Source organism: Proteus sp. fly-1008, from assembly GCF_040140305.1.
Classification (GTDB): domain Bacteria; phylum Pseudomonadota; class Gammaproteobacteria; order Enterobacterales; family Enterobacteriaceae; genus Proteus; species Proteus vulgaris_B.
On the sequence record NZ_JBEEWH010000007.1, the window covers coordinates 173,571 to 193,254 of the forward strand.

The window sequence follows — 19,684 nt, forward strand, 5'->3', positions numbered from 1 at the left end:
TTTTTTGTATGGTAATTCATCACGTTAATATGACATGACAACAGAAGATGATTTCTGTTAAGGTCTTTAAGAACTTAACAACATAATAATGAGAAGAGGCGTTATGACTGATATCTTACAAACACATCCTTCGGTGTTGCCTTTAGTTGGTGGGATTAACTTTCGTGATTTAGGTGGGAAAAAATTAAGTAACGGTGGTGTTATTAAACCTGGAATGCTCTTTCGCTCAGGATCACTGGATAGATTAACCCATACAGATCAATCTCTTCTCGTCGATAGAAATCTTTTTCAAATCATTGATTATCGTGACGCCGGTGAAATTATTGATAAACCAGACCGGGTTTGGGAAGGGGCTCAATATTATCATGCACCTGCAAATCCATTATCAAAAGAAGTCTCCGCTAATCTTGAAAAATTGACACCTGAAATATTAGAGCAATTTGATGCTAAAGCATTTATGTTTCAGTTATATAAGTTATTACCTATTAATAATCCTGCATATAAGCAACTGGCTACACTATTAAAGCAACCTGAAAAAGGGGGAGTAGTGCAACATTGTGCAGTAGGTAAAGATAGAACAGGCGTGGGTTCTGCATTAGTCTTGTTTGCACTCGGTGCTTCTTTAGATGTGGTGATGGAAGACTACCTACTCACGAATGAAACATTAGCCCCTTATCGTGCTTACCTCTTAGAAGAGCATGCTAAAACAATGAGTGAACATATCGTCGATAAATTTGCCTATGTTTATTCTGTACAAGAAGAGTTTTTACAAACTGCACTAGCCAGTATTAATCAGCATTATGGCAACGTCGATACGTGGTTAGAGAAAGATATTGGTTTAGATACTGCAAGCCGAGATATCTTACAAAGTTATTTTCTCGAATAATGAAGTGATTTATATTCGGTTAATCAGTCTGTTTTATTTCACTTAGGTTAACCGAATTTAAGGCCTCTATTTTGACAGTACAAGATATCATTCATACCATCACTCTCTTTGTAAAAGAGCACGAAATCTGGGCTATTCCTATCGTGTTCTTTCTTGCTTTTGGCGAGTCACTCGCTTTTATTTCTTTGTTGATCCCCGCAACTGTTATTTTATTGGGATTAGGGGCCTTAATTGGTGAAAGTGGCTTATTTTTCTGGCCGATTTGGCTTGCTGCTGCATTAGGTGCTTTTTTTGGAGATTGGGTCTCGTACTGGGTAGGTTTCCACTATAAAGATGGCGTGAGAAACTTATGGCCAATTTCGCGATCACCACAAACGCTTGTTAGAGGTCATCAATTTTTTAATCGTTGGGGGATCTGGGGCGTATTTATTGGGCGTTTTTTTGGGCCTTTTCGTGCCATCGTGCCTTTAGTTGCGGGCATTTGTGCAATGCCACAGCGTTATTTTCAAATTGCTAATTTAACATCAGCCATGATCTGGGCATTTGGTATTTTGGCACCCGGTGCTTTTGGTTTGCAATGGCTTGCGAAATGGGTGGGATAATTGCGTCCTTTATCGCAAATCAAGTCATGATGTAAATTGTTGCTAGACAATATTATCTATGCGTTTTAACGTAGCCCGCTGGAAAGTAAAAAGGTCACTTTAGTGGATATTCAGTTGTTATATGGGATCATTGGTTTATTAGGCGGTGTACTGGTCGGTGGCGCGCTTGTTTGGTGGTCTATCCAGCAACGTCTAGCTGATAAAGAAGCCATGTTACGTGAAAACTACACACAGCTTGCCGTTGCCCAAGAAAAATCAGCAATTATCCCCTCTTTACAACAGCATATAGAGCAACTAGAGCAAGAATTGCGTGCTCAACGAGAAATTATTACCTCTCAAGAAGCAGAATTAAGAGAAGTGACAACGCGGTGGGAAGAGAGTCGAATATCTGCTGAAGAAAAACAGCGGCTATTAGTCAATAGTGAGCAACGGCTTGCGACGCAGTTTGAAAATCTGGCTAATCGTATTTTTGAACAAAGTGGGCGTAAAGCCGAAGAGTTAAATCGACAAGGACTAACGCATTTACTGTCACCTTTTCGTGAACAACTGGAAAGTTTTCGACGCCAAGTTCAAGATGGTTTTGGGCAAGAAGCCAGAGAGCGGCATACCTTAGTTCATGAAATTCGCCAGCTTCAACAATTAAATGTCAAGATGGCACAAGAAGCGGTTAACCTAACAAATGCCTTAAAAGGGGACAATAAAGTCCAAGGTAATTGGGGGGAAACGGTTTTAGCGCGTATATTAGAGTCTTCAGGATTACGCGAAGGCCATGAGTTTGAAACACAGGTGAGTATTCGCCATGAAAATGGCGGTCGCTATCAACCTGACGTTATTGTGCATTTACCTCATGGTAGGGATGTCATTATCGACGCTAAAATGTCGCTGGTGGCATATGAAAAGTATTTTAGTAGCCATGATGATAATGAACGTAAACAGGCGCTTTATGCACATGTGAACTCAATTAGAACGCATATTAAAGGATTGAGTGTAAAAGATTATCATAAACTACCGGGTGTTACGTCTTTAGACTATGTTTTGATGTTTATACCCATAGAGCCAGCTTATCTTGTTGCGATTGGTCATTCTCCTGATTTGTTAGAAGAAGCATTGAAAAACAATATAATGTTAGTTGGGCCATCTACTTTACTTGTTGCTTTGCGTACAATAGCGGCATTGTGGCGATATGAATATCAAAGCCAAAATGCGCAAGAAATTGCGGACAGAGCGGCTAAAATGTATGACAAATTAAGACTTTTCGTTGATGATATGCAAGGGCTAGGAAACAGTATTCAAAAAGCGCAGTCTGGCTATTTATTGGCGATGAAAAAACTCTCTGAAGGTCGTGGAAATCTTATCAGTCAAGCGGAAGGCTTCAAATCCCTAGGGGTTGAGATAAAAAAAACGATTGATAATGATCTCATTGAAAAATCGACGTCTGATTGATTTGAAAAATAAAGAGATAAAGATTTCTGAAATAAGACCAGTACTGAATTTACTAAATTTTGATTAATTAGCGGGCAAATAATATGACTCAACAAACTAAGGAAACAACAGATTTTGGTTTCCAAACCGTTGACAAAGATGATAAACAAACCATGGTTGCAAGGGTTTTTCACTCTGTCGCGTCTAAATATGATTTAATGAATGATTTGATGTCTTTCGGTGTCCACCGCATTTGGAAACGTTATACTATTGAAGCAAGTGGTGTAAGACGTAATCAACGAGTTCTTGATCTTGCGGGCGGTACTGGTGATTTAACAGCTAAATTCTCTCGTTTAGTAGGTGAAAATGGAGAAGTTGTTTTAGCTGATATTAATGATTCAATGCTGAAAATGGGACGTGAAAAGCTACGCGATCACGGTATTGTGGGTAATGTTAACTACGTACAAGCGAATGCTGAAGAGTTACCTTTCCCTGATAACCATTTTGATTGCATCACTATCTCCTTTGGCTTACGTAATGTGACCGATAAAGCGAAAGCATTGCGTTCTATGTTTCGTGTATTGAAACCAGGTGGACGATTGCTGGTGCTGGAGTTCTCTAAACCGGTTCTTGATCCTTTAAGCAAAATTTATGATGCTTACTCTTTCCATATCCTACCAAAAATTGGCCAAGTGATTGTAAATGATGCTGAAAGTTACCGTTATTTAACGGAGTCAATTCGTATGCATCCAGACCAAGAAACTTTAAAAGGTATGATGGAAGAAGCGGGATTTGGCCAAGTGACCTATACCAACATGACTGGCGGTATAGTTGCTCTACACAAAGGATTTAAATTCTGAGATGGAAAAAGCCACTTTTTCTCATGATATTGCTACTCAAGTGCTGTATCCGCTGTTAACAGCATCAATGGAGACAGCTCTTAATCACGTTTTATATCAGGAAAATGTGCTTAAACCTGCCCGCAATCGCCTTGCGGGCAAAGTGTTGGCGCTTTCTATCAATGAGTTTCCTCGTTCCATCTACTTAGTCTTTAGCGAACAACAAGTTGATGTATTAAGCCAGTGGGATGATGAAACTGATTGTTTGATAAAAACAAAATTACTTACTCTGATTAAGCTTCGCGATCGCCAAAAAATGTCAGAATTGATCAATCGTGGCGATATCACTATTGATGGTGATATGCAGGTTGTTCAAAATTGGTCTGCATTGCTAGATATGGCGCAGTGGGATCCCGCGCAATATTTAGCACCGTATATTGGCGACATAGCAGCGCAAAGTTTGACTGTTGTTGCAGGAAAGGGCGTTCAGTTATTTTCTTCACTCTTGAGTCACCAAAAAGGTTATTTGCGTGATGCGTTAATTGAGGAGTGGAAAACCGCACCTAGTGCATTAGAAACAGTCCATTTTTATGATGAAATAGAACAACTTGCACAGCAAACAGCCGAACTAGAAAAACGGTTAGGCACATTGGAGAAAAAATAATGCTCCTTAGTGAGTTAAAGCGCCTCTATCATATTATTCAGGTATTCTTATCTTATGGGCTTGATGAATTAATTCCTAAACATCGAATTACTTTACCTGCAAGATTGGGATGCCGAGCACTCTTTTGGATCAAAAATAAGCATCCAGAAAAACCATTAGGTGAACGCTTACGACTCGCATTGCAAACATTAGGGCCTGTTTGGATTAAATTAGGTCAAATGTTATCAACTCGACGTGATCTCTTTCCTCCTCAAATTGCTGACCAACTTGCGCTATTGCAAGATAAAGTTGCCCCTTTTGATGGCAAAAAAGCACGACAATATATCGAAAATTCATTTGGTGGTCCTATCGACCAATGGTTTGATGATTTTGATGAAACACCTCTGGCTTCGGCTTCTATTGCTCAGGTTCATACAGCGAAATTAAAAGAAAACGGCAAAGAAGTTGTGCTAAAAGTTATTCGCCCTGATATCCAGCCTGTGATCAAAGCAGATATCCGTTTAATGTATCGCTTGGCAAATTTATTACCGTTTTTACCTGATGGTCGTCGTTTACGACCTAAAGAAGTGATCCGCGAATACGAAAAAACATTACTCGATGAGCTAAATTTACTGCGTGAAGCCGCTAATGCTATTCAACTTCGCCGTAATTTTGAAAATAGCTCGATGCTTTATATCCCAGAAGTGTATTCAGATTATTGCCATGAAAATGTGATGGTGATGGAACGTATTTACGGTATTCCCGTTTCTGATATCGAAGCGTTGAATGCACAAAAGACGAATATGAAGCTTCTTGCAGAGCGCGGTGTAAAAGTCTTTTTCACTCAAGTGTTTAGAGACAGTTTCTTCCATGCGGATATGCATCCTGGTAATGTGTTTATTAGTTATGATCACCCTGAAAATCCATATTATATCGGCATTGATTGCGGTATCGTTGGTTCATTAAATAAAGAAGATAAACGCTATTTAGCTGAGAACTTCTTAGCTTTCTTTAATCGTGATTATCGAAAAGTTGCAGAGTTACATGTTGATTCAGGTTGGGTGCCAGCAGATACCAATGTGGAAGATTTTGAATTTGCAATCCGTACTGTGTGCGAACCAATTTTTGAAAAGCCTCTGTCTGAGATCTCATTTGGTCATGTGTTGCTTAATCTGTTCAATACCGCACGGCGTTTTAATATGGAAGTACAGCCTCAATTAGTGTTGCTTCAAAAAACACTGCTTTATGTTGAAGGTCTTGGGCGACAACTGTATCCACAATTAGATTTATGGAAAACGGCAAAACCTTTCTTAGAAGATTGGTTGCATAGCCAAATTGGTATTACAGCATTAATGAATGGCATAAAGAGTAAGGCGCCTTACTGGATAGAAAAAATGCCAGAGATACCAGAGCTGGTTTATGATAGTCTGAAACAACATAAAAATATGAAGTTAACACTAGATAAATTGACGGAACAAATAAGTTCGCAAAGAGTCAAACAGAGACAGTCTCTATTTTTATTGGGTATAGGTACGACACTGTTTTTATGCGGTAGCCTGTTTTTTGTTTCTGGTTTTAAAACATTATTCAGTGTTTTTATCAGTTTAGGTCTTCTTGCATGGATTTTGGGTTGGTTTAGATCTGGTAATGCACAATAAAAACACATCAAAGTTTGTCTTTGAGCAAGTTAAAAGATGAATTCGAGATTCCCGAAAATTGAATTCGTTGTATATAATGGGCACTGTTATTAAGTATAACCCCGAAAATAGTTGAGGAACATAAAATGGGCGGTATTAGCATTTGGCAATTACTTATCATCGCTGTCATCGTTGTCTTATTATTTGGTACAAATAAACTGCGCACATTGGGCTCAGATTTAGGTGCATCAGTAAAAGGCTTTAAAAAAGCGATTGGTGACGAAGCTGCAGATAAAGACACCAACAACGCTGAAAAAACAAATAACGACGCAGATTTTGATACTAAAAATTTAGCGCAGAAGACTTCAACAGAAGAGAAGTCTACAACTGAGAGCAAAAACAAAGAGCAGGTATAAACCGTGTTTGACATTGGTTTTAGTCAGCTGCTATTGGTCATGGTGATTGGTCTTGTTTTTCTGGGGCCAGAACGTTTGCCCGTAGCAGTAAAAACAATTGCTGGCTGGGTAAGGGCGCTACGCTCTTTGGCTGCGAATGTACAAAATGAGCTAACTCAAGAACTTAAACTTCAAGAACTCCAAGAGAGTTTGAAGAAAGTTGAAGAGAAAGCAAATTTACAAACGTTATCGCCAGAGTTAAAAGCGTCTATGGATGAGTTAAAAGAGGCTGCACAGTCTTTAAAGCAGACTTATCAAGCACCTTCAACGCCAGACTCAACAACAGAGCAGTCTGTAAAAACCGACTCTACGGAACCTTCACCTTCTGATCTTGCTGCGCTTGCTGAAGCTGATGAAGTTAATGATGATGCTAACAGCCATAAACCTGTTGTGGCTGAAAGTGTTACAAAGACAGAAGTTCCTGTTACTAAAACAGTAACAATAGAGAAAAAAACAACTGATCAGGTCAATGGTGAGCATTAAAACATGGCAGTAAATGATACCCAACCGCTGATCAGCCATTTAATAGAACTACGCAAGCGTTTGATGTATAGCTTGGTTTCTGTTTTAGTGGTTTTTTTAGGGCTGGTTTATTTTTCTAACGATATCTATCAATTAGTCTCGGCTCCATTACTCGATAAGTTGCCACAAGGGTCAAATATGAGTGCGACAGATGTTGCCTCTACTTTTTTGACTCCGATTAAATTGACAATCATGGTATCTGTTTTTGCTTCTGTACCTGTTATCCTTTATCAGGTATGGGCTTTTATCGCACCAGCATTGTATAAACACGAACGTCGCCTGATGTTGCCGTTACTTGTTTCAAGTACGGTATTATTCTATCTCGGCATGGCGTTTGCTTATTTTGTTGTGTTCCCTCTTGCATTTGGTTTCTTTGTTAATACAACCCCTGAAGGGGTTAACTTTATTCCAGATATCAGTAAATATCTCAGCTTCGTGATGACGCTCTTTATGGCGTTTGGTGCGGCGTTTGAAGTACCTATTGCGATTATCTTACTGTGCTGGAGTGGTGTAACAACACCAGAAGCATTAAAGAAAAAACGTCCTTATATTCTTGTGGGTGCCTTTGTCGTTGGTATGGTATTGACGCCACCAGATGTTTTCTCTCAAACCTTATTAGCAATACCGATGTACTTACTGTTTGAAATCGGTGTCATGGTATCGCGTTTCTATGTGGGTAACGGCCGAAGAAAAACACCTGAAGAAGAAGCTGAGGAAGCAGAGGAAGAAGCTGAAACAGAACAGCAAAAATAGTTTTAGGAACAAGGTTCCTGGAATCATATGATATTAGCCCAGCAATAGCTGGGTTAACTTTTTCTAGGGGGACTCTTTTTTAAATTCTTTATTACTCACTGATTTTTTCACTTCGCTATTTAATATGTTTAAAAGCAAAATTGAGCGAGCCTCACCATCAGGTTCTTGATATATAGCTTGAATTCCTTGAAAAATACCCTCTGTAATCAATACACTATCTCCACTATGAGGTACATTTTCTTCACTATAAGTGAGTGATGAAAGTTGGGGTATTTGTAATGTATCAATCACATCTTGAGGAACAGTGACAGGATATTGCCCAAAGCGGACAAACGAGCTCACTCCACGTGTTGAGTTAATGGTTGTGGTATGGATCACTTCAGGATCAAACTCGATAAAAAGGTAATTAGGAAAAAGAGGCTCGGTTACTGCTGTGCGTTTTCCTCTTACTATTTTTTCTATGGTAACCATTGGTGTGAAACAGCCCACTTGCTGACGTTCTAAGTGTTCGATAGCGCGAGGAACTTGTCCTCGTTTACAATACAGCAAGTGCCATTTTTTCATAATAGAGACAATAAGTTAGTTAATTTTTAATTTAAGTGATAATAGCAAATTTATAATTATGGTAACAGTCATCTATTGGGTTTAAGTAAAAATAGCCTAACGCGATTTTATACTGGAAAAAAAATAGAAAAGCTGTGTTCATACGCAATAAAAGAGGCCGTTTTTGTTACTTTCAATTGGATCTCAGATAGAGGTAACAAGTTGACAAAAAAGTGATGGTAAAAACAAGAAAAAACTTTCAAGATAATTATCTTATAGTTCTATTCATAATTATAAAGAGGTTCTGTAATGGAAGTTTTTTTATTAAGTAACGGAAAAATTGCCGGGGATCCACGATGGTTAAGTTATGCGAAAGATAATATCGATAACATGATCAAAACACGTGGTATTCGTTCTGCTGTATTAATTGCCTATGCTGTTATTCGTTCTGATCATGACCAACGTGCTCGTGATTTATCAGAAGTGTTAGGTATTGAAGTGACTTGTATTGAGCATTTCGATTCAGAAGTTGATGCAATCAATAATGCAGAATGTATTTTAGTTAGCGGTGGTAATACTTGGTTATTAAACCAAATGCTGCATGAAAAAGGATTAGTTGTTCCTATCCAACGTGCTGTCCGTGAACGTAATATTCCTTATATTGGTTGGAGCGCAGGTTGTAACGTTGCAACCCCAACAATTCGTACAACTAATGACATGCCAGTACGTTCCTCTGTTATCATGCCATCACTTGGCTTGTTCCCTGTTCAAATTAACCCACATTACATTGATGCTTCTATTAGTGGTCATATGGGTGAAACACGTGATGAGCGTATTGCTGAGTTTTGTGCTATTAACCCTGAAGAGATTGTTGTGGCTATCCGTGAAGGAAGTTACTTATATATTCATGGTGAAGAATTACATTATTACAGCGCTAAAAATGAAGGTTTTAAAATCTTCCAACATGGAAAAACATTTCCTGAACAGTTTGATACTAAATTACTTTCAGAGTGGGTTCCATTCCGTTGTTTATAAGTATAGTAAACGCTATCAAATAAAAAGCATTGCATTTTAGTGAGTTATGCGTTTAGCTTATAGCGTCTCAAAGAGGGCATTGCCCTCTTTTCTTTCACTCACTGGCTCGTAAGATTATGATGAAATACCGCGATTTAAGAGATTTCCTTTCATTATTAGAAGAAAAAGGTGAATTAAAACGTATCACCTTCGAAATAGATCCCTACCTTGAAATGACCGAAATAGCGGACAGAACTTTACGTGCCGGTGGGCCAGCGCTGTTATTTGAAAATCCCAAGGGGTTTGATATGCCAGTGCTTTGTAACTTATTTGGCACACCAAAGCGTGTGGCTATGGGAATGGGGCAAGATGATGTTAAAGCTTTGCATGAAGTCGGCAAACTATTAGCATTTCTAAAAGAACCCGATCCACCGAAAGGCTTTCGTGATCTTTTTGATAAGTTGCCCAAGTTTAAGCAAGTTTTAAATATGCCAACAAAACGCTTGAGCAAAGCACCTTGCCAGGAAGTTGTTTTAACGGGTGATGATGTTGATTTAACAAAGATCCCTGTTATGCATTGTTGGCCTGAAGATGCAGCACCTTTAATTACTTGGGGATTAACGGTGACTCGTGGCCCACTTAAAGAACGCCAAAATCTGGGTATTTATCGCCAGCAAGTGCTGGGTAAAAACAAAGTGATTATGCGTTGGTTATCGCATCGTGGTGGTGCTTTAGATTTTCAAGAATGGTGTCAAAAACATCCGGGTGAACGATTCCCTGTTTCCGTAGCATTAGGGGCAGATCCCGCTACTATTTTAGGTGCTGTAACACCGGTACCTGATACATTATCTGAATACGCTTTCGCAGGCTTATTGCGTGGAAATAAGTCAGAAGTTGTAAAATGTCTTTCGAATGATCTTGAAGTGCCTGCAAGTGCTGAAATTATCCTTGAAGGTTACATTGAACCGGGAGAGCTTGCGCCAGAAGGACCATATGGCGATCACACAGGATATTATAATGAAATTGATTCTTTCCCTGTGTTTACCATTACGCATTTAACGCGCCGTAAAGATGCAATTTATCACTCCACCTATACAGGGCGACCACCTGATGAACCCGCAGTATTAGGTGTTGCACTTAATGAAGTGCTTGTTCCTATATTACAAAAACAATTTCCTGAAATTGTAGACTTTTATCTACCTCCTGAAGGATGTTCTTATCGTTTAGCCGTTGTGACTATGAAAAAACAGTATGCGGGTCATGCTAAACGCGTAATGATGGGAGTTTGGTCTTATTTACGGCAATTTATGTACACCAAATTTGTGATTGTTTGCGATGATGATGTCAATGCAAGAGATTGGAAAGATGTGATTTGGGCAATTACAACCAGAATGGATCCTGCGAGAGATACCATTATGATGGAAAATACGCCTATTGATTATCTTGACTTCGCTTCACCTGTTTCAGGATTAGGATCAAAAATGGGTCTTGATGCGACCAACAAATGGCCTGGTGAGACAGATAGAGAATGGGGTAGACCTATTGTGATGTCTGATGAAGTTAAGCAACGAGTCGATACTATTTGGGAACAGCTCGATATTCTTAAATAATAACAGAGGAACAACATGGCAATACTGAATTGTAAAGTCTCACTTGTTGAGCCGATGACAGATACGGTTTATCGGGTAAGGCTATTACCCGATGGCGAATTTGATTTTCAGGCTGGGCAATATCTTTTAGCTGTTATGGATGAACGTGATAAACGTCCTTTTTCTATTGCATCTATACCTGAAAATAAAGACTTTATTGAACTTCATATTGGTGCGTCTGAACTCAATCTTTATGCGATGGCTGTGCTTGATGTGATTTTAGAAAAACAGCAACTCACCATTGATATTCCTCATGGAAATGCATGGTTTAAAAAAGAGAGTCAGCGTCCTCTACTATTAATTGCTGGCGGCACAGGTTTTTCTTATACCCATTCAATTTTACTGGCAGCATTAGCTGAAAACCCACAGAGACCTATTACAATTTATTGGGGGGGAAGAGAAAGCATTCATCTCTATGATCTCAATGAATTACAAGAATTATCAGAGTTGCATCCTTCTTTAACCGTTGTCCCCGTAGTTGAACAACCCGATGAAACTTGGCGAGGCAGAAAAGGTACGGTATTAACTGCAATAAGCGAAGATTTTGGTGATTTATCAGAATATGATATTTACATTGCAGGGCGTTTTGAAATGGCCAAAATAGCCAGAGAGCGCTTTTGTAATGAACGTAATGCAGATAAAACACGCTTATTTAGCGATGCGTTTGAATTTATTTGATAACGTTTTTCCACGTTATTATCGATTTTGTTTTTAAAACCATAAAAAAACCCGCCCCTGACGGCGGGAAAATGGTTTCTAACCATGCAATCGAAAAGAAGACTTTCATAATGATAAGAACGTGGATATACAGAATATCGCATTAAACACGTTCTATAATCGTTGCAATGCCTTGCCCTAATCCAATGCACATTGTGGCTAAGCCAAATTGTGCATCTTTACGTTCCATAATATTGAGTAACGAGGTTGTTATACGTGAACCGGAGCAACCTAAAGGGTGTCCTAAGGCAATTGCACCACCGTTTAAATTAATCTTGTCATCTAGACTTTCTAGCAAATTCATTTTCTTCATACAGGCTAATGATTGTGCTGCAAAAGCTTCATTGAGTTCAAAAATATCAATATCACTGAGTGTTAATCCTGCTTTCTTCAATGCAATTTCTGTCGCAGGAACTGGGCCATAACCCATAATTGCGGGATCGCACCCTGTAACAGCCATAGCACGAATAACAGCCCGAGGCTTTAAGTTATGCTCTTTAGCATAACGTTCACTGGTGATAAACATCGCTGATGCACCATCCGAAACTGCGGATGAATTTCCTGCTGTTACAGAGCCAGTTACGGGATCAAATACAGGTTTTAGTTGCGCTAAATCATCAAGACTTGGGTTATAACGAATAACTTCGTCATTTTTAACATTGATGAAATTACCCGTTGCATCATGACCATTGATAGCCACTATCTCATTATCAAAATAGCCTTGTTGTGTTGCAAGAGCTGCTAAATGGTGAGAACGATAAGCAAATTTATCTTGGTCTTCACGTGAAATTTGAAATGATTTAGCTAACATTTCTGCGGTTAAACCCATGGAAAATGAGGCCTTAGCAACAGAAAGATTGAGAGATGGATTAAAATCCGCATTATAAGTCATTGGCACATGACCCATATGTTCAACACCACCAATTAATGCCACTTGGCTATCACCAAGCATAATTTGGCGAGCGCCGTCATGTAATGCTTGCATTGATGAACCGCATAAGCGATTAACCGTGGCAGCTGGCACTTTATGAGGAAGTTCGGCTAATAATGCAGCGTTACGTGCAATGTTGAAACCTTGTTCTAAGGTTTGCTGTACACAACCCCAAATCACATCGCCAATATCATTAGGATTAATATTAGGATTACGTTTTAGTAGTGCTTGCATCAGGTGAGCAGAGAGATTTTCTGCTCTAACATGGCGAAAAGCACCACCTTTAGAGCGTCCCATAGGAGTACGAATACCATCAATTATGACAACCTTTTCCATTTCATCTCTCCTTAAGCGAGTTCTCTGATGTTAACATCTACTTTTGTGGGTTTTGGATAATAGGTTTCGTTGTGTTGTGCTTTCTGTTTTAAGCTTTCAGGGATTTGATAAAGTGCCCCTAATGACGCATATTGCTGTGCATCTGCAACGAATTTTGCAGTTCCAATAGTATCGAGGTAACGGAATACACCACCACGGAAAGGAGGGAAGCCTAAGCCATATACTAGTGCGATATCAGCTTCGGCTGGTGAAGCAATAATACCTTCATCTAGACAACGAATAACTTCATTGATCATTGGGATCATCATGCGAGCAATAATCTCGTCTTGGCTAAACTCTTGTACTTTACCCACATTTTGTTGAATGAGTGTTTGAATTTGCCCATCAACTGATTTCTGTTTTTTACCTCGTTTATCAACTGTGTAATTATAGAAACCATGATTATTCTTTTGCCCGTATCGCTGTTGTTCATATAACAGTGCAATAGTATCGCGTTCAATAGTTCCCATTCTGTCAGGGAAGCCTTGAGCCATAACAGCTTGAGCATGATTAGCGGTATCAATACCCACAACATCAAGTAAATAAGCTGGACCCATTGGCCAACCAAATACTTTTTCCATCACCTTATCAACAGCAATAAAATCAGCACCGTCTCTTAGCAATAGAGAGAATCCTGCAAAATAAGGAAAGAGGACTCGATTTACAAAGAAGCCAGGGCAATCATTAACAATAATCGGTGTTTTGCCCATTTTGCTTGCATAACTAACAATACGATTAATGGTCTCTTCACTGGTTTTTTCACCTTTAATAATTTCCACTAAAGGCATGCGATGGACAGGATTAAAGAAATGCATACCACAGAAATTTTCTGGGCGTTTTAAGGATTTTGCGAGCAATGAGATAGGTATCGTTGAGGTATTGGAAGCAAGGATCGCGTTATCTGCTAATAATGCTTCTGTTTCTGCAAGTACAGTTGCTTTTACTTTTGGATTTTCAACAACAGCTTCAACCACAATATCTGCATCGCTGACAGAGGCATAATTTAGTGTTGGTTGAATAGAGGAGAGTGTTTTCGCCATATCAACAGCGGTCATACGACCTTTTTCTTGGCGTTTTTGTAATAGGCTTAGTGCTTCATTCATACCCAGTTCAAGGGATTTTTGGTTAATATCTTTCATAATAACCGGAATACCTTTTAAGGCTGACTGGTAGGAAATTCCACCGCCCATAATACCTGCACCTAATACAGCTGCTTGTTTAGGTAATTCTGCATGCCGTTTTTTCGTAATATTTTTGACATACTGATCATTGAGAAAAATACCGACTAAGGCTTTAGCAACATCAGTGCGCGTGAGTTTGACAAAACTTTCGGTTTCAAGAGCAAGTGCTTCATCTCTATTTAAAAATGCTGCTTTTTCTATGGTTTTAACTGCGGTGATAGGCGCTGGATAATGAGAGCCAGCTACTTTCATCACCATGCCTTTAGCTACACCAAAAGACATCTTATGTTCAAGTTCTGTCAATCTTAATGGCGCTGTTTTCGGATAACGAGCGGCCTTCCAATCAATCTTACCGTCAATGGATTGTTCTATTAGCGAAATTGCACTCTCTTTTAAGTTTTCCAGTGGAACAATAGCTTGGATCAACCCATTTTGAAGTGCCGTTTGAGCATCAATATCTTTACCCGCAGTAATAATTTCTAATGCATTATCGACACCAATTAAACGGGGAAGACGTACTGACCCACCAAAACCGGGCATGATCCCAAGTTTGGTTTCTGGAAGACCAATGCGTAAATCAGGGGATGCAATTCGGAAATCGGTAGCAAGTACACATTCGCAGCCTCCACCAAGTGCATAACCATTGATAGCAGAGATGGTGGGAACTGGGAGATCTTCGAGTCGGCTAAAGATTTGATTAGAAAAGTGTAGCCACTGAGTCAATTCTTCTTCAGGGGCATCAAATAGGGATAAAAACTCAGTGATGTCAGCTCCGACAATAAAGGCTGGCTTTTCAGAACGTAAAATAACACCTTTTAGATCTTGTGTTGCCTCTAATACAGTTAAAGCTTCGCTTAGCATCGCAACTGTTTTGGTATCTAATTTATTAATAGAGCCTTTGGCGTTAAAAACGAGTTCAACAATACCTTGTTTCACCCAATCGACTTGAATATTTTCGCTTTGATAGAGCATTTGTATTCTCCCTAAAAGTATAGACTGGTATGACCAGATAATAAGAGTGTGAATACAATGTTAAATAAATGCAAATAATTGATTAAAAAACTGCAAGGAGGATCACAGTGAAATTATTTAACTTATTGAATTTTATATTGTTGCTCTATTTGATAAAAGTAAGTGATATAAATCGCTAATAATCTATTTTTGTTATGGTATTAGCTACTAAAAGAGTTGGCGTGTTAAGCTGAATCATTAACAATGAATAAGATAAGGTAATTAATAATGGAAAAATTGCTCTCTCTGTACCAAGAACATATCAAAACTCTACAAAATCGTACGCGTGATGCTTTATCCAGACACCATCTTGATTCCGTATTAATTCATTCTGGTGAGCCTATTCGTATTTTTCTTGATGACAGTGATTATCCTTTTAAAGTTAACGCACATTTTAAAGCATGGGTACCTGTGACTGATGTACCTCATTGCTGGTTATTAGTTGATGGTGTTAATAAACCAAAATTATGGTTTTATTCTCCAGTTGATTATTGGCATAGTGTTGAAGCACTACCAAGTAGCTATTGGACACATGAAATTGAATTAATTCATCTCAAAAATGTTGATGATATTCAAAAAGAACTTGCTCCTTATATTAATAAGAATACTGCTTATATTGGCCCAAATACGCAACGTGCTGAATCATTAGGTGTGAGTATTGATAATATTAATAATCAATCTCTTCTTAATTATTATCATTACTATCGTGCCTATAAGACAGGTTATGAATTAGCCTGTATGCGTGAAGCTCAGAAAATGGCAGTGAATGGACATATTGCTGCACGCGAAGCTTTCCAAGCAGGATTAAGTGAATTTGATATTAATATGGCGTATTTAATGGCAACAGGTCATCGTGATACCGATGTACCTTATGGGAATATTGTTGCATTAAATGAGCATGCGGCTGTGTTGCATTACACAAAATTAGATCATGAATCACCAGATGAATATCGTAGTTTCCTTATTGATGCTGGCGCAGAATATAATGGTTATGCTGCTGATATAACTCGTACTTATAGCGCAAAAGAAAATCATGAATTTACGTCTTTAGTTAAAGATATGAATGATGCTCAACAAGCGCTGATCGCAACGATGAAAGCGGGTGTGCGTTACACAGAATACCATGTTCAAATGCATCAGCGTATTGCTGGATTGCTCAATAAATACGGTATTGTGAAAGGTGTTAGTGAAGAAGAGATGGTGAGTGCTGGCTTAACGACACCATTTTTGCCTCATGGTTTAGGACATGCTTTAGGTCTGCAAGTTCATGATGCTGCTGGGTTTATGCAAGATGATAAAGGAACTCATTTAGCTGCTCCTGCTATGTATCCATTCTTACGTTGTACACGTATTATTGAACCTGGCATGGTATTAACGATTGAACCTGGATTTTACTTCATCGATTCTTTATTAGAGCCTTGGAAAGATGGGAAATACAGCACTCATTTTAATTGGAAGCAAATTGAACACTTCAAACCCTTTGGTGGCATTCGTATTGAAGATAATATTATTATCCACGATAACAAAATTGAAAATATGACCAGAGACTTACATTTAGCCTGATGAAAGCGTATTTGATCCCCGCTGAAACTGTAGAGTTCAGTGAAGAAATAAAGAAAAGCCGTTTTATTACATTTATTGCTCACACTGAGGGCATTGATGCAGCTAAAGCCTATATTCAGTCTATCAAAGAGCAATTTCCTGATGCCCGACATCATTGTTGGGCTTTTGTTGCTGGTAGGCCAGATGATTCGCAACAATTAGGATTTTCTGATGATGGTGAACCAACAGGTACTGCGGGAAAACCTATTCTAGCTCCCCTCTTAGGAAGTGGAATGGGAGAAGTAACCGCAGTGGTTGTTCGGTATTTTGGCGGGATCAAATTAGGAACAGGCGGGTTGGTTCGTGCTTATGGTAGTGGTGTTCAGCAGGCATTAAAAATATTATCTACAAAGACAAAAGTGCCACAATTACGCTTTAATGTGGAGTGTGAATATTCACTTGTTTCATTACTTGAACAAGTCGTTGAACAATATCAAGGGCAAGTGCTCTCAAGTGAATATACTGATAAAGTCACATTTATCCTTTCATTGCCAGCTGTACATAGTGGTGAAGTGGAAATTAAACTACGCGATATGAGTCGTGGCAGTATGCAATTAATCCCATTAGATAAAAATGAATAATCTTTGCTACCAAGGAAATCGCTAAATGCATTTTCGTTCAATAACCCGTATTGTCGGACTGCTCGTTATCTTATTTTCTGTCACGATGATCATTCCTGGTATTGTCGCGTTAATATACCGAGATGGTGCCGGACGAGCATTTAGCCAAACATTTATTGTCGCATTGATCATTGGGTTAATGCTGTGGATCCCCAACCGACATAAGAAAAGTGAGCTGAAGCCTAAAGAGGGCTTTCTTATTGTGGTTTTATTTTGGACTGTATTGGGCAGTGTGGGGGCATTACCGTTTATTTTTTCTGAGCAACCACACCTTTCTATAACAGATGCATTTTTTGAATCTTTTTCTGGGCTTACTACGACAGGAGCTACAACCTTAGTAGGGCTAGATTCCTTACCTAAAGCTATTTTGTTTTATCGCCAAATGCTTCAATGGTTAGGGGGGATGGGGATCATTGTATTAGCAGTCGCTATTCTTCCTCTTTTAGGTGTTGGGGGAATGCAGCTTTATCGTGCAGAAATGCCGGGGCCATTGAAAGATAATAAAATGCGACCTCGAATTGCAGAAACAGCAAAAGCACTGTGGCTTATTTATGTCTTGCTTACCATCATTTGTGCTTTAGCATTATGGATTGCAGGCATGGATGTATTTGATGCTATTTCTCATAGCTTTTCAACTATTGCAATTGGCGGGTTTTCTACTCACGATGCTAGTATTGGTTATTTTAATAGCCCAACTATTAATATCATTATTGGTGTATTCCTCTTAATTTCTGGGTGTAACTTTGGCTTACACTTTGCTGTATTAACAGGAAGAAGTCTTAATATTTATTGGCGTGATCCTGAATTTCGTATGTTTATCTCAATTCAATTGGGATTAGTCATTATCTGTAGCGGTATTCTTTGGCTTTATTCTGTATATGATTCAGGATGGATAACCATAAATCAGGCCTTTTTCCAAGTTGTCTCTATGGCGACAACTGCTGGTTTTGCAACAGACAGTTTTGCACAATGGCCGGCATTTCTACCTCTTCTATTATTATGCTCAGCTTTTATTGGTGGGTGTGCGGGATCAACAGGTGGTGGATTAAAAGTGATCCGTATTTTACTTTTATTCTTACAAGGGAATCGTGAATTAAAACGTCTTGTTCACCCGAATGCAGTTTATACCATCAAACTTGGTCATCGAGCATTACCTGAACGTATTATTGAAGCCGTATGGGGATTTTTCTCCGCTTATGCTTTGGTATTTATTATTAGCTTAATGTTGTTGATCGCAACGGGGGTTGATGAGTTCTCTGCATTTTCTGCTATTGCAACAACATTAAATAATCTTGGGCCTGGACTAGGTATTGTCGCTGATAACTTTACGACAATGAATCCGGCTGCAAAATGGATACTCGTCGTAACAATGTTATTTGGACGACTAGAAGTTTTCACATTATTAGTGTTATTTACCCCAACGTTTTGGCGTGATTAATCTAATACAAGGAGTGATGTATGAGCGCGCTATTGTTGTATTGTAGTACTGATGGTCAAACTAAAAAGATAATGATACAAATTGCGAATGAATTAAGACAACACGGTTATGAATGTGATGTGAGAGATTTAACCTCTGTCCAGCAGAGTTTAAATTTATCTGCTTATAATAAAGTCTTAGTGGGTGCTTCTATTCGTTATGGTTACTTTAATAAAGCTCTCGATAAATTTATCACTCGCCATCTTGCACAATTGAATAGTATGCCGTCCGCATTCTTTGGCGTTAATCTTACGGCAAGAAAAGAAGAAAAGAATACACCTGAAACGAATGCTTATATGCGTAAGTTTCTAGATAAGACCCCATGGAAGCCAACATTAACGGGTGTATTTGCTGGTGCCCTTTTTTATCCTCGTTATAAATGGATTGATAGAGTCATGATCCAGCTAATTATGAAGATGACTAAAGGTGAAACAGATCCTACAAAAGAAATTGAATATACGGATTGGAATAAAGTAAGCGAATTTGCCTCTTATTTTGCCAAAATTGAGTGATATTCCACCTTTATTGTTGGGTTTTTATACGTCTTGTTGGTGTTTTGAACGAACGGAAAATTATTTTAAAAAAACACTTGCGCTAATCCGAGATCTCCCTATAATGCGCATCCACTGACCGGCGATGAGCAAACAACTAGCCACGCAGGACGGTGAAGAGAAAAGAAAAAAGTTTGAAAAAACTCTTGACTCTTCAGAGGAATAACGTATTATACGCCTCCTCGCAACAACGCAGAAGACCGGAAACGGCAGCGAATGTTGCACTGCTCTTTAACAAATTATCAGACAATCTG

General features: G+C 38.8%; 19 protein-coding genes. 16 read left to right on the forward strand and 3 right to left on the reverse strand.

Annotation, left to right across the window (positions count from 1 at the left end; genetic code table 11):
* Positions 1 to 103: 103 nt before the first annotated feature.
* The 9 genes from ABN256_RS13310 (at position 104) to tatC (ending at position 7,759) form a co-directional block, all read left to right on the forward strand.
* Complete coding sequence (locus ABN256_RS13310; protein ID WP_197269602.1) at positions 104 to 886, forward strand: tyrosine-protein phosphatase; 783 nt, start codon at positions 104 to 106, stop codon at positions 884 to 886.
* Between the two features lie 71 nt (positions 887 to 957).
* A complete protein-coding gene (locus tag ABN256_RS13315; RefSeq protein ID WP_164525886.1) occupies positions 958 to 1,488 on the forward strand; it encodes a DedA family protein in 531 nt (176 codons plus the stop codon).
* Between the two features lie 102 nt (positions 1,489 to 1,590).
* Positions 1,591 to 2,931, forward strand: a complete 1,341-nt coding sequence (gene rmuC, locus ABN256_RS13320) for a DNA recombination protein RmuC (RefSeq protein WP_072069495.1) — start codon at positions 1,591 to 1,593, stop codon at positions 2,929 to 2,931.
* Positions 2,932 to 3,014: 83 nt separating this feature from the next.
* Positions 3,015 to 3,770 (forward strand): bifunctional demethylmenaquinone methyltransferase/2-methoxy-6-polyprenyl-1,4-benzoquinol methylase UbiE, encoded by a 756-nt coding sequence (gene ubiE, locus ABN256_RS13325; RefSeq protein WP_072069494.1) that lies wholly within the window; start codon positions 3,015 to 3,017, stop codon positions 3,768 to 3,770.
* 1 nt (position 3,771) lies between these two features.
* Positions 3,772 to 4,413: a ubiquinone biosynthesis accessory factor UbiJ gene (locus ABN256_RS13330; RefSeq protein ID WP_072069493.1), complete on the forward strand. Its 642-nt coding sequence runs from the start codon at positions 3,772 to 3,774 to the stop codon at positions 4,411 to 4,413.
* Positions 4,413 to 6,050 (forward strand): ubiquinone biosynthesis regulatory protein kinase UbiB, encoded by a 1,638-nt coding sequence (gene ubiB, locus ABN256_RS13335; RefSeq protein ID WP_072069492.1) that lies wholly within the window; start codon positions 4,413 to 4,415, stop codon positions 6,048 to 6,050. Before ABN256_RS13330 ends, ubiB begins: the two co-directional genes overlap by 1 nt.
* A gap of 125 nt (positions 6,051 to 6,175) precedes the next feature.
* Positions 6,176 to 6,445 (forward strand): twin-arginine translocase TatA/TatE family subunit, encoded by a 270-nt coding sequence (gene tatA, locus ABN256_RS13340; RefSeq protein ID WP_006535549.1) that lies wholly within the window; start codon positions 6,176 to 6,178, stop codon positions 6,443 to 6,445.
* A 3-nt stretch (positions 6,446 to 6,448) separates the two neighbouring features.
* Positions 6,449 to 6,967 (forward strand): Sec-independent protein translocase protein TatB, encoded by a 519-nt coding sequence (tatB, locus tag ABN256_RS13345; RefSeq protein WP_072069491.1) that lies wholly within the window; start codon positions 6,449 to 6,451, stop codon positions 6,965 to 6,967.
* A gap of 3 nt (positions 6,968 to 6,970) precedes the next feature.
* A complete protein-coding gene (gene tatC / locus ABN256_RS13350; RefSeq protein ID WP_072069490.1) occupies positions 6,971 to 7,759 on the forward strand; it encodes a Sec-independent protein translocase subunit TatC in 789 nt (262 codons plus the stop codon).
* 63 nt (positions 7,760 to 7,822) lie between these two features.
* On the opposite strand, the gene rfaH is transcribed toward tatC, so the two are convergent.
* On the reverse strand, positions 7,823 to 8,323 hold the full coding sequence (gene rfaH / locus ABN256_RS13355; protein ID WP_197269600.1) for a transcription/translation regulatory transformer protein RfaH: 501 nt from the start codon (positions 8,321 to 8,323) through the stop codon (positions 7,823 to 7,825).
* A 288-nt stretch (positions 8,324 to 8,611) separates the two neighbouring features.
* Here rfaH and pepE point away from each other — a divergent pair, with 288 nt between their 5' ends.
* From pepE to fre, 3 genes are all read left to right on the forward strand, one after another.
* Positions 8,612 to 9,337 carry a dipeptidase PepE gene (gene pepE / locus ABN256_RS13360; RefSeq protein ID WP_115351165.1) on the forward strand — a complete coding sequence of 242 codons (726 nt, stop codon included), beginning with the start codon at positions 8,612 to 8,614 and terminating at the stop codon, positions 9,335 to 9,337.
* 119 nt (positions 9,338 to 9,456) lie between these two features.
* Complete coding sequence (gene ubiD / locus ABN256_RS13365) at positions 9,457 to 10,926, forward strand: 4-hydroxy-3-polyprenylbenzoate decarboxylase (RefSeq protein ID WP_072069487.1); 1,470 nt, start codon at positions 9,457 to 9,459, stop codon at positions 10,924 to 10,926.
* Positions 10,927 to 10,941: 15 nt separating this feature from the next.
* Positions 10,942 to 11,643 carry an NAD(P)H-flavin reductase gene (fre, locus tag ABN256_RS13370; protein WP_072069486.1) on the forward strand — a complete coding sequence of 234 codons (702 nt, stop codon included), beginning with the start codon at positions 10,942 to 10,944 and terminating at the stop codon, positions 11,641 to 11,643.
* 142 nt (positions 11,644 to 11,785) lie between these two features.
* Here the strand turns inward: fre and fadA are convergent, their stop codons facing one another.
* Both fadA and fadB read right to left on the reverse strand, forming a co-directional pair.
* Positions 11,786 to 12,949: an acetyl-CoA C-acyltransferase FadA gene (fadA, locus tag ABN256_RS13375; RefSeq protein WP_196554336.1), complete on the reverse strand. Its 1,164-nt coding sequence runs from the start codon at positions 12,947 to 12,949 to the stop codon at positions 11,786 to 11,788.
* A gap of 11 nt (positions 12,950 to 12,960) precedes the next feature.
* A complete protein-coding gene (fadB, locus tag ABN256_RS13380) occupies positions 12,961 to 15,141 on the reverse strand; it encodes a fatty acid oxidation complex subunit alpha FadB (RefSeq protein ID WP_197269599.1) in 2,181 nt (726 codons plus the stop codon).
* A gap of 267 nt (positions 15,142 to 15,408) precedes the next feature.
* Between fadB and pepQ the strand changes: the two genes are divergently transcribed.
* The 4 genes from pepQ to hemG are packed head-to-tail and all read left to right on the forward strand — an operon-like array spanning position 15,409 to position 19,391.
* A complete protein-coding gene (gene pepQ, locus ABN256_RS13385) occupies positions 15,409 to 16,743 on the forward strand; it encodes a Xaa-Pro dipeptidase (RefSeq protein WP_196554338.1) in 1,335 nt (444 codons plus the stop codon).
* Positions 16,743 to 17,363, forward strand: a complete 621-nt coding sequence (locus ABN256_RS13390; protein ID WP_196554339.1) for an IMPACT family protein — start codon at positions 16,743 to 16,745, stop codon at positions 17,361 to 17,363. The genes pepQ and ABN256_RS13390 overlap by 1 nt, the downstream gene beginning before the upstream one ends.
* Before the next feature lie 25 nt (positions 17,364 to 17,388).
* Positions 17,389 to 18,840: a Trk system potassium transporter TrkH gene (trkH, locus tag ABN256_RS13395; RefSeq protein WP_072064491.1), complete on the forward strand. Its 1,452-nt coding sequence runs from the start codon at positions 17,389 to 17,391 to the stop codon at positions 18,838 to 18,840.
* Between the two features lie 20 nt (positions 18,841 to 18,860).
* The gene (gene hemG, locus ABN256_RS13400) at positions 18,861 to 19,391 is read left to right on the forward strand and encodes a menaquinone-dependent protoporphyrinogen IX dehydrogenase (protein ID WP_072069481.1); all 531 of its coding nucleotides are present in this window, start codon (positions 18,861 to 18,863) and stop codon (positions 19,389 to 19,391) included.
* The last annotated feature ends 293 nt before the right edge of the window (positions 19,392 to 19,684 follow it).

Bases quoted from the DNA above. Each gene is read 5' to 3' on its own strand.
- ABN256_RS13310 (WP_197269602.1), top strand. From the start codon at position 104: ATGACTGATATCTTACAAACACATCCTTCGGTGTTGCCTTTAGTTGGT.
- ubiE (WP_072069494.1), top strand. From the start codon at position 3,015: ATGACTCAACAAACTAAGGAAACAACAGATTTTGGTTTCCAAACCGTT.
- ABN256_RS13330 (WP_072069493.1), top strand. From the start codon at position 3,772: ATGGAAAAAGCCACTTTTTCTCATGATATTGCTACTCAAGTGCTGTAT.
- ubiB (WP_072069492.1), top strand. From the start codon at position 4,413: ATGCTCCTTAGTGAGTTAAAGCGCCTCTATCATATTATTCAGGTATTC.
- tatA (WP_006535549.1), top strand. From the start codon at position 6,176: ATGGGCGGTATTAGCATTTGGCAATTACTTATCATCGCTGTCATCGTT.
- tatC (WP_072069490.1), top strand. From the start codon at position 6,971: ATGGCAGTAAATGATACCCAACCGCTGATCAGCCATTTAATAGAACTA.
- rfaH (WP_197269600.1), bottom strand. From the start codon at position 8,323: ATGAAAAAATGGCACTTGCTGTATTGTAAACGAGGACAAGTTCCTCGC.
- pepE (WP_115351165.1), top strand. From the start codon at position 8,612: ATGGAAGTTTTTTTATTAAGTAACGGAAAAATTGCCGGGGATCCACGA.
- ubiD (WP_072069487.1), top strand. From the start codon at position 9,457: ATGAAATACCGCGATTTAAGAGATTTCCTTTCATTATTAGAAGAAAAA.
- fre (WP_072069486.1), top strand. From the start codon at position 10,942: ATGGCAATACTGAATTGTAAAGTCTCACTTGTTGAGCCGATGACAGAT.
- fadA (WP_196554336.1), bottom strand. From the start codon at position 12,949: ATGGAAAAGGTTGTCATAATTGATGGTATTCGTACTCCTATGGGACGC.
- fadB (WP_197269599.1), bottom strand. From the start codon at position 15,141: ATGCTCTATCAAAGCGAAAATATTCAAGTCGATTGGGTGAAACAAGGT.
- pepQ (WP_196554338.1), top strand. From the start codon at position 15,409: ATGGAAAAATTGCTCTCTCTGTACCAAGAACATATCAAAACTCTACAA.
- ABN256_RS13390 (WP_196554339.1), top strand. From the start codon at position 16,743: ATGAAAGCGTATTTGATCCCCGCTGAAACTGTAGAGTTCAGTGAAGAA.
- trkH (WP_072064491.1), top strand. From the start codon at position 17,389: ATGCATTTTCGTTCAATAACCCGTATTGTCGGACTGCTCGTTATCTTA.
- hemG (WP_072069481.1), top strand. From the start codon at position 18,861: ATGAGCGCGCTATTGTTGTATTGTAGTACTGATGGTCAAACTAAAAAG.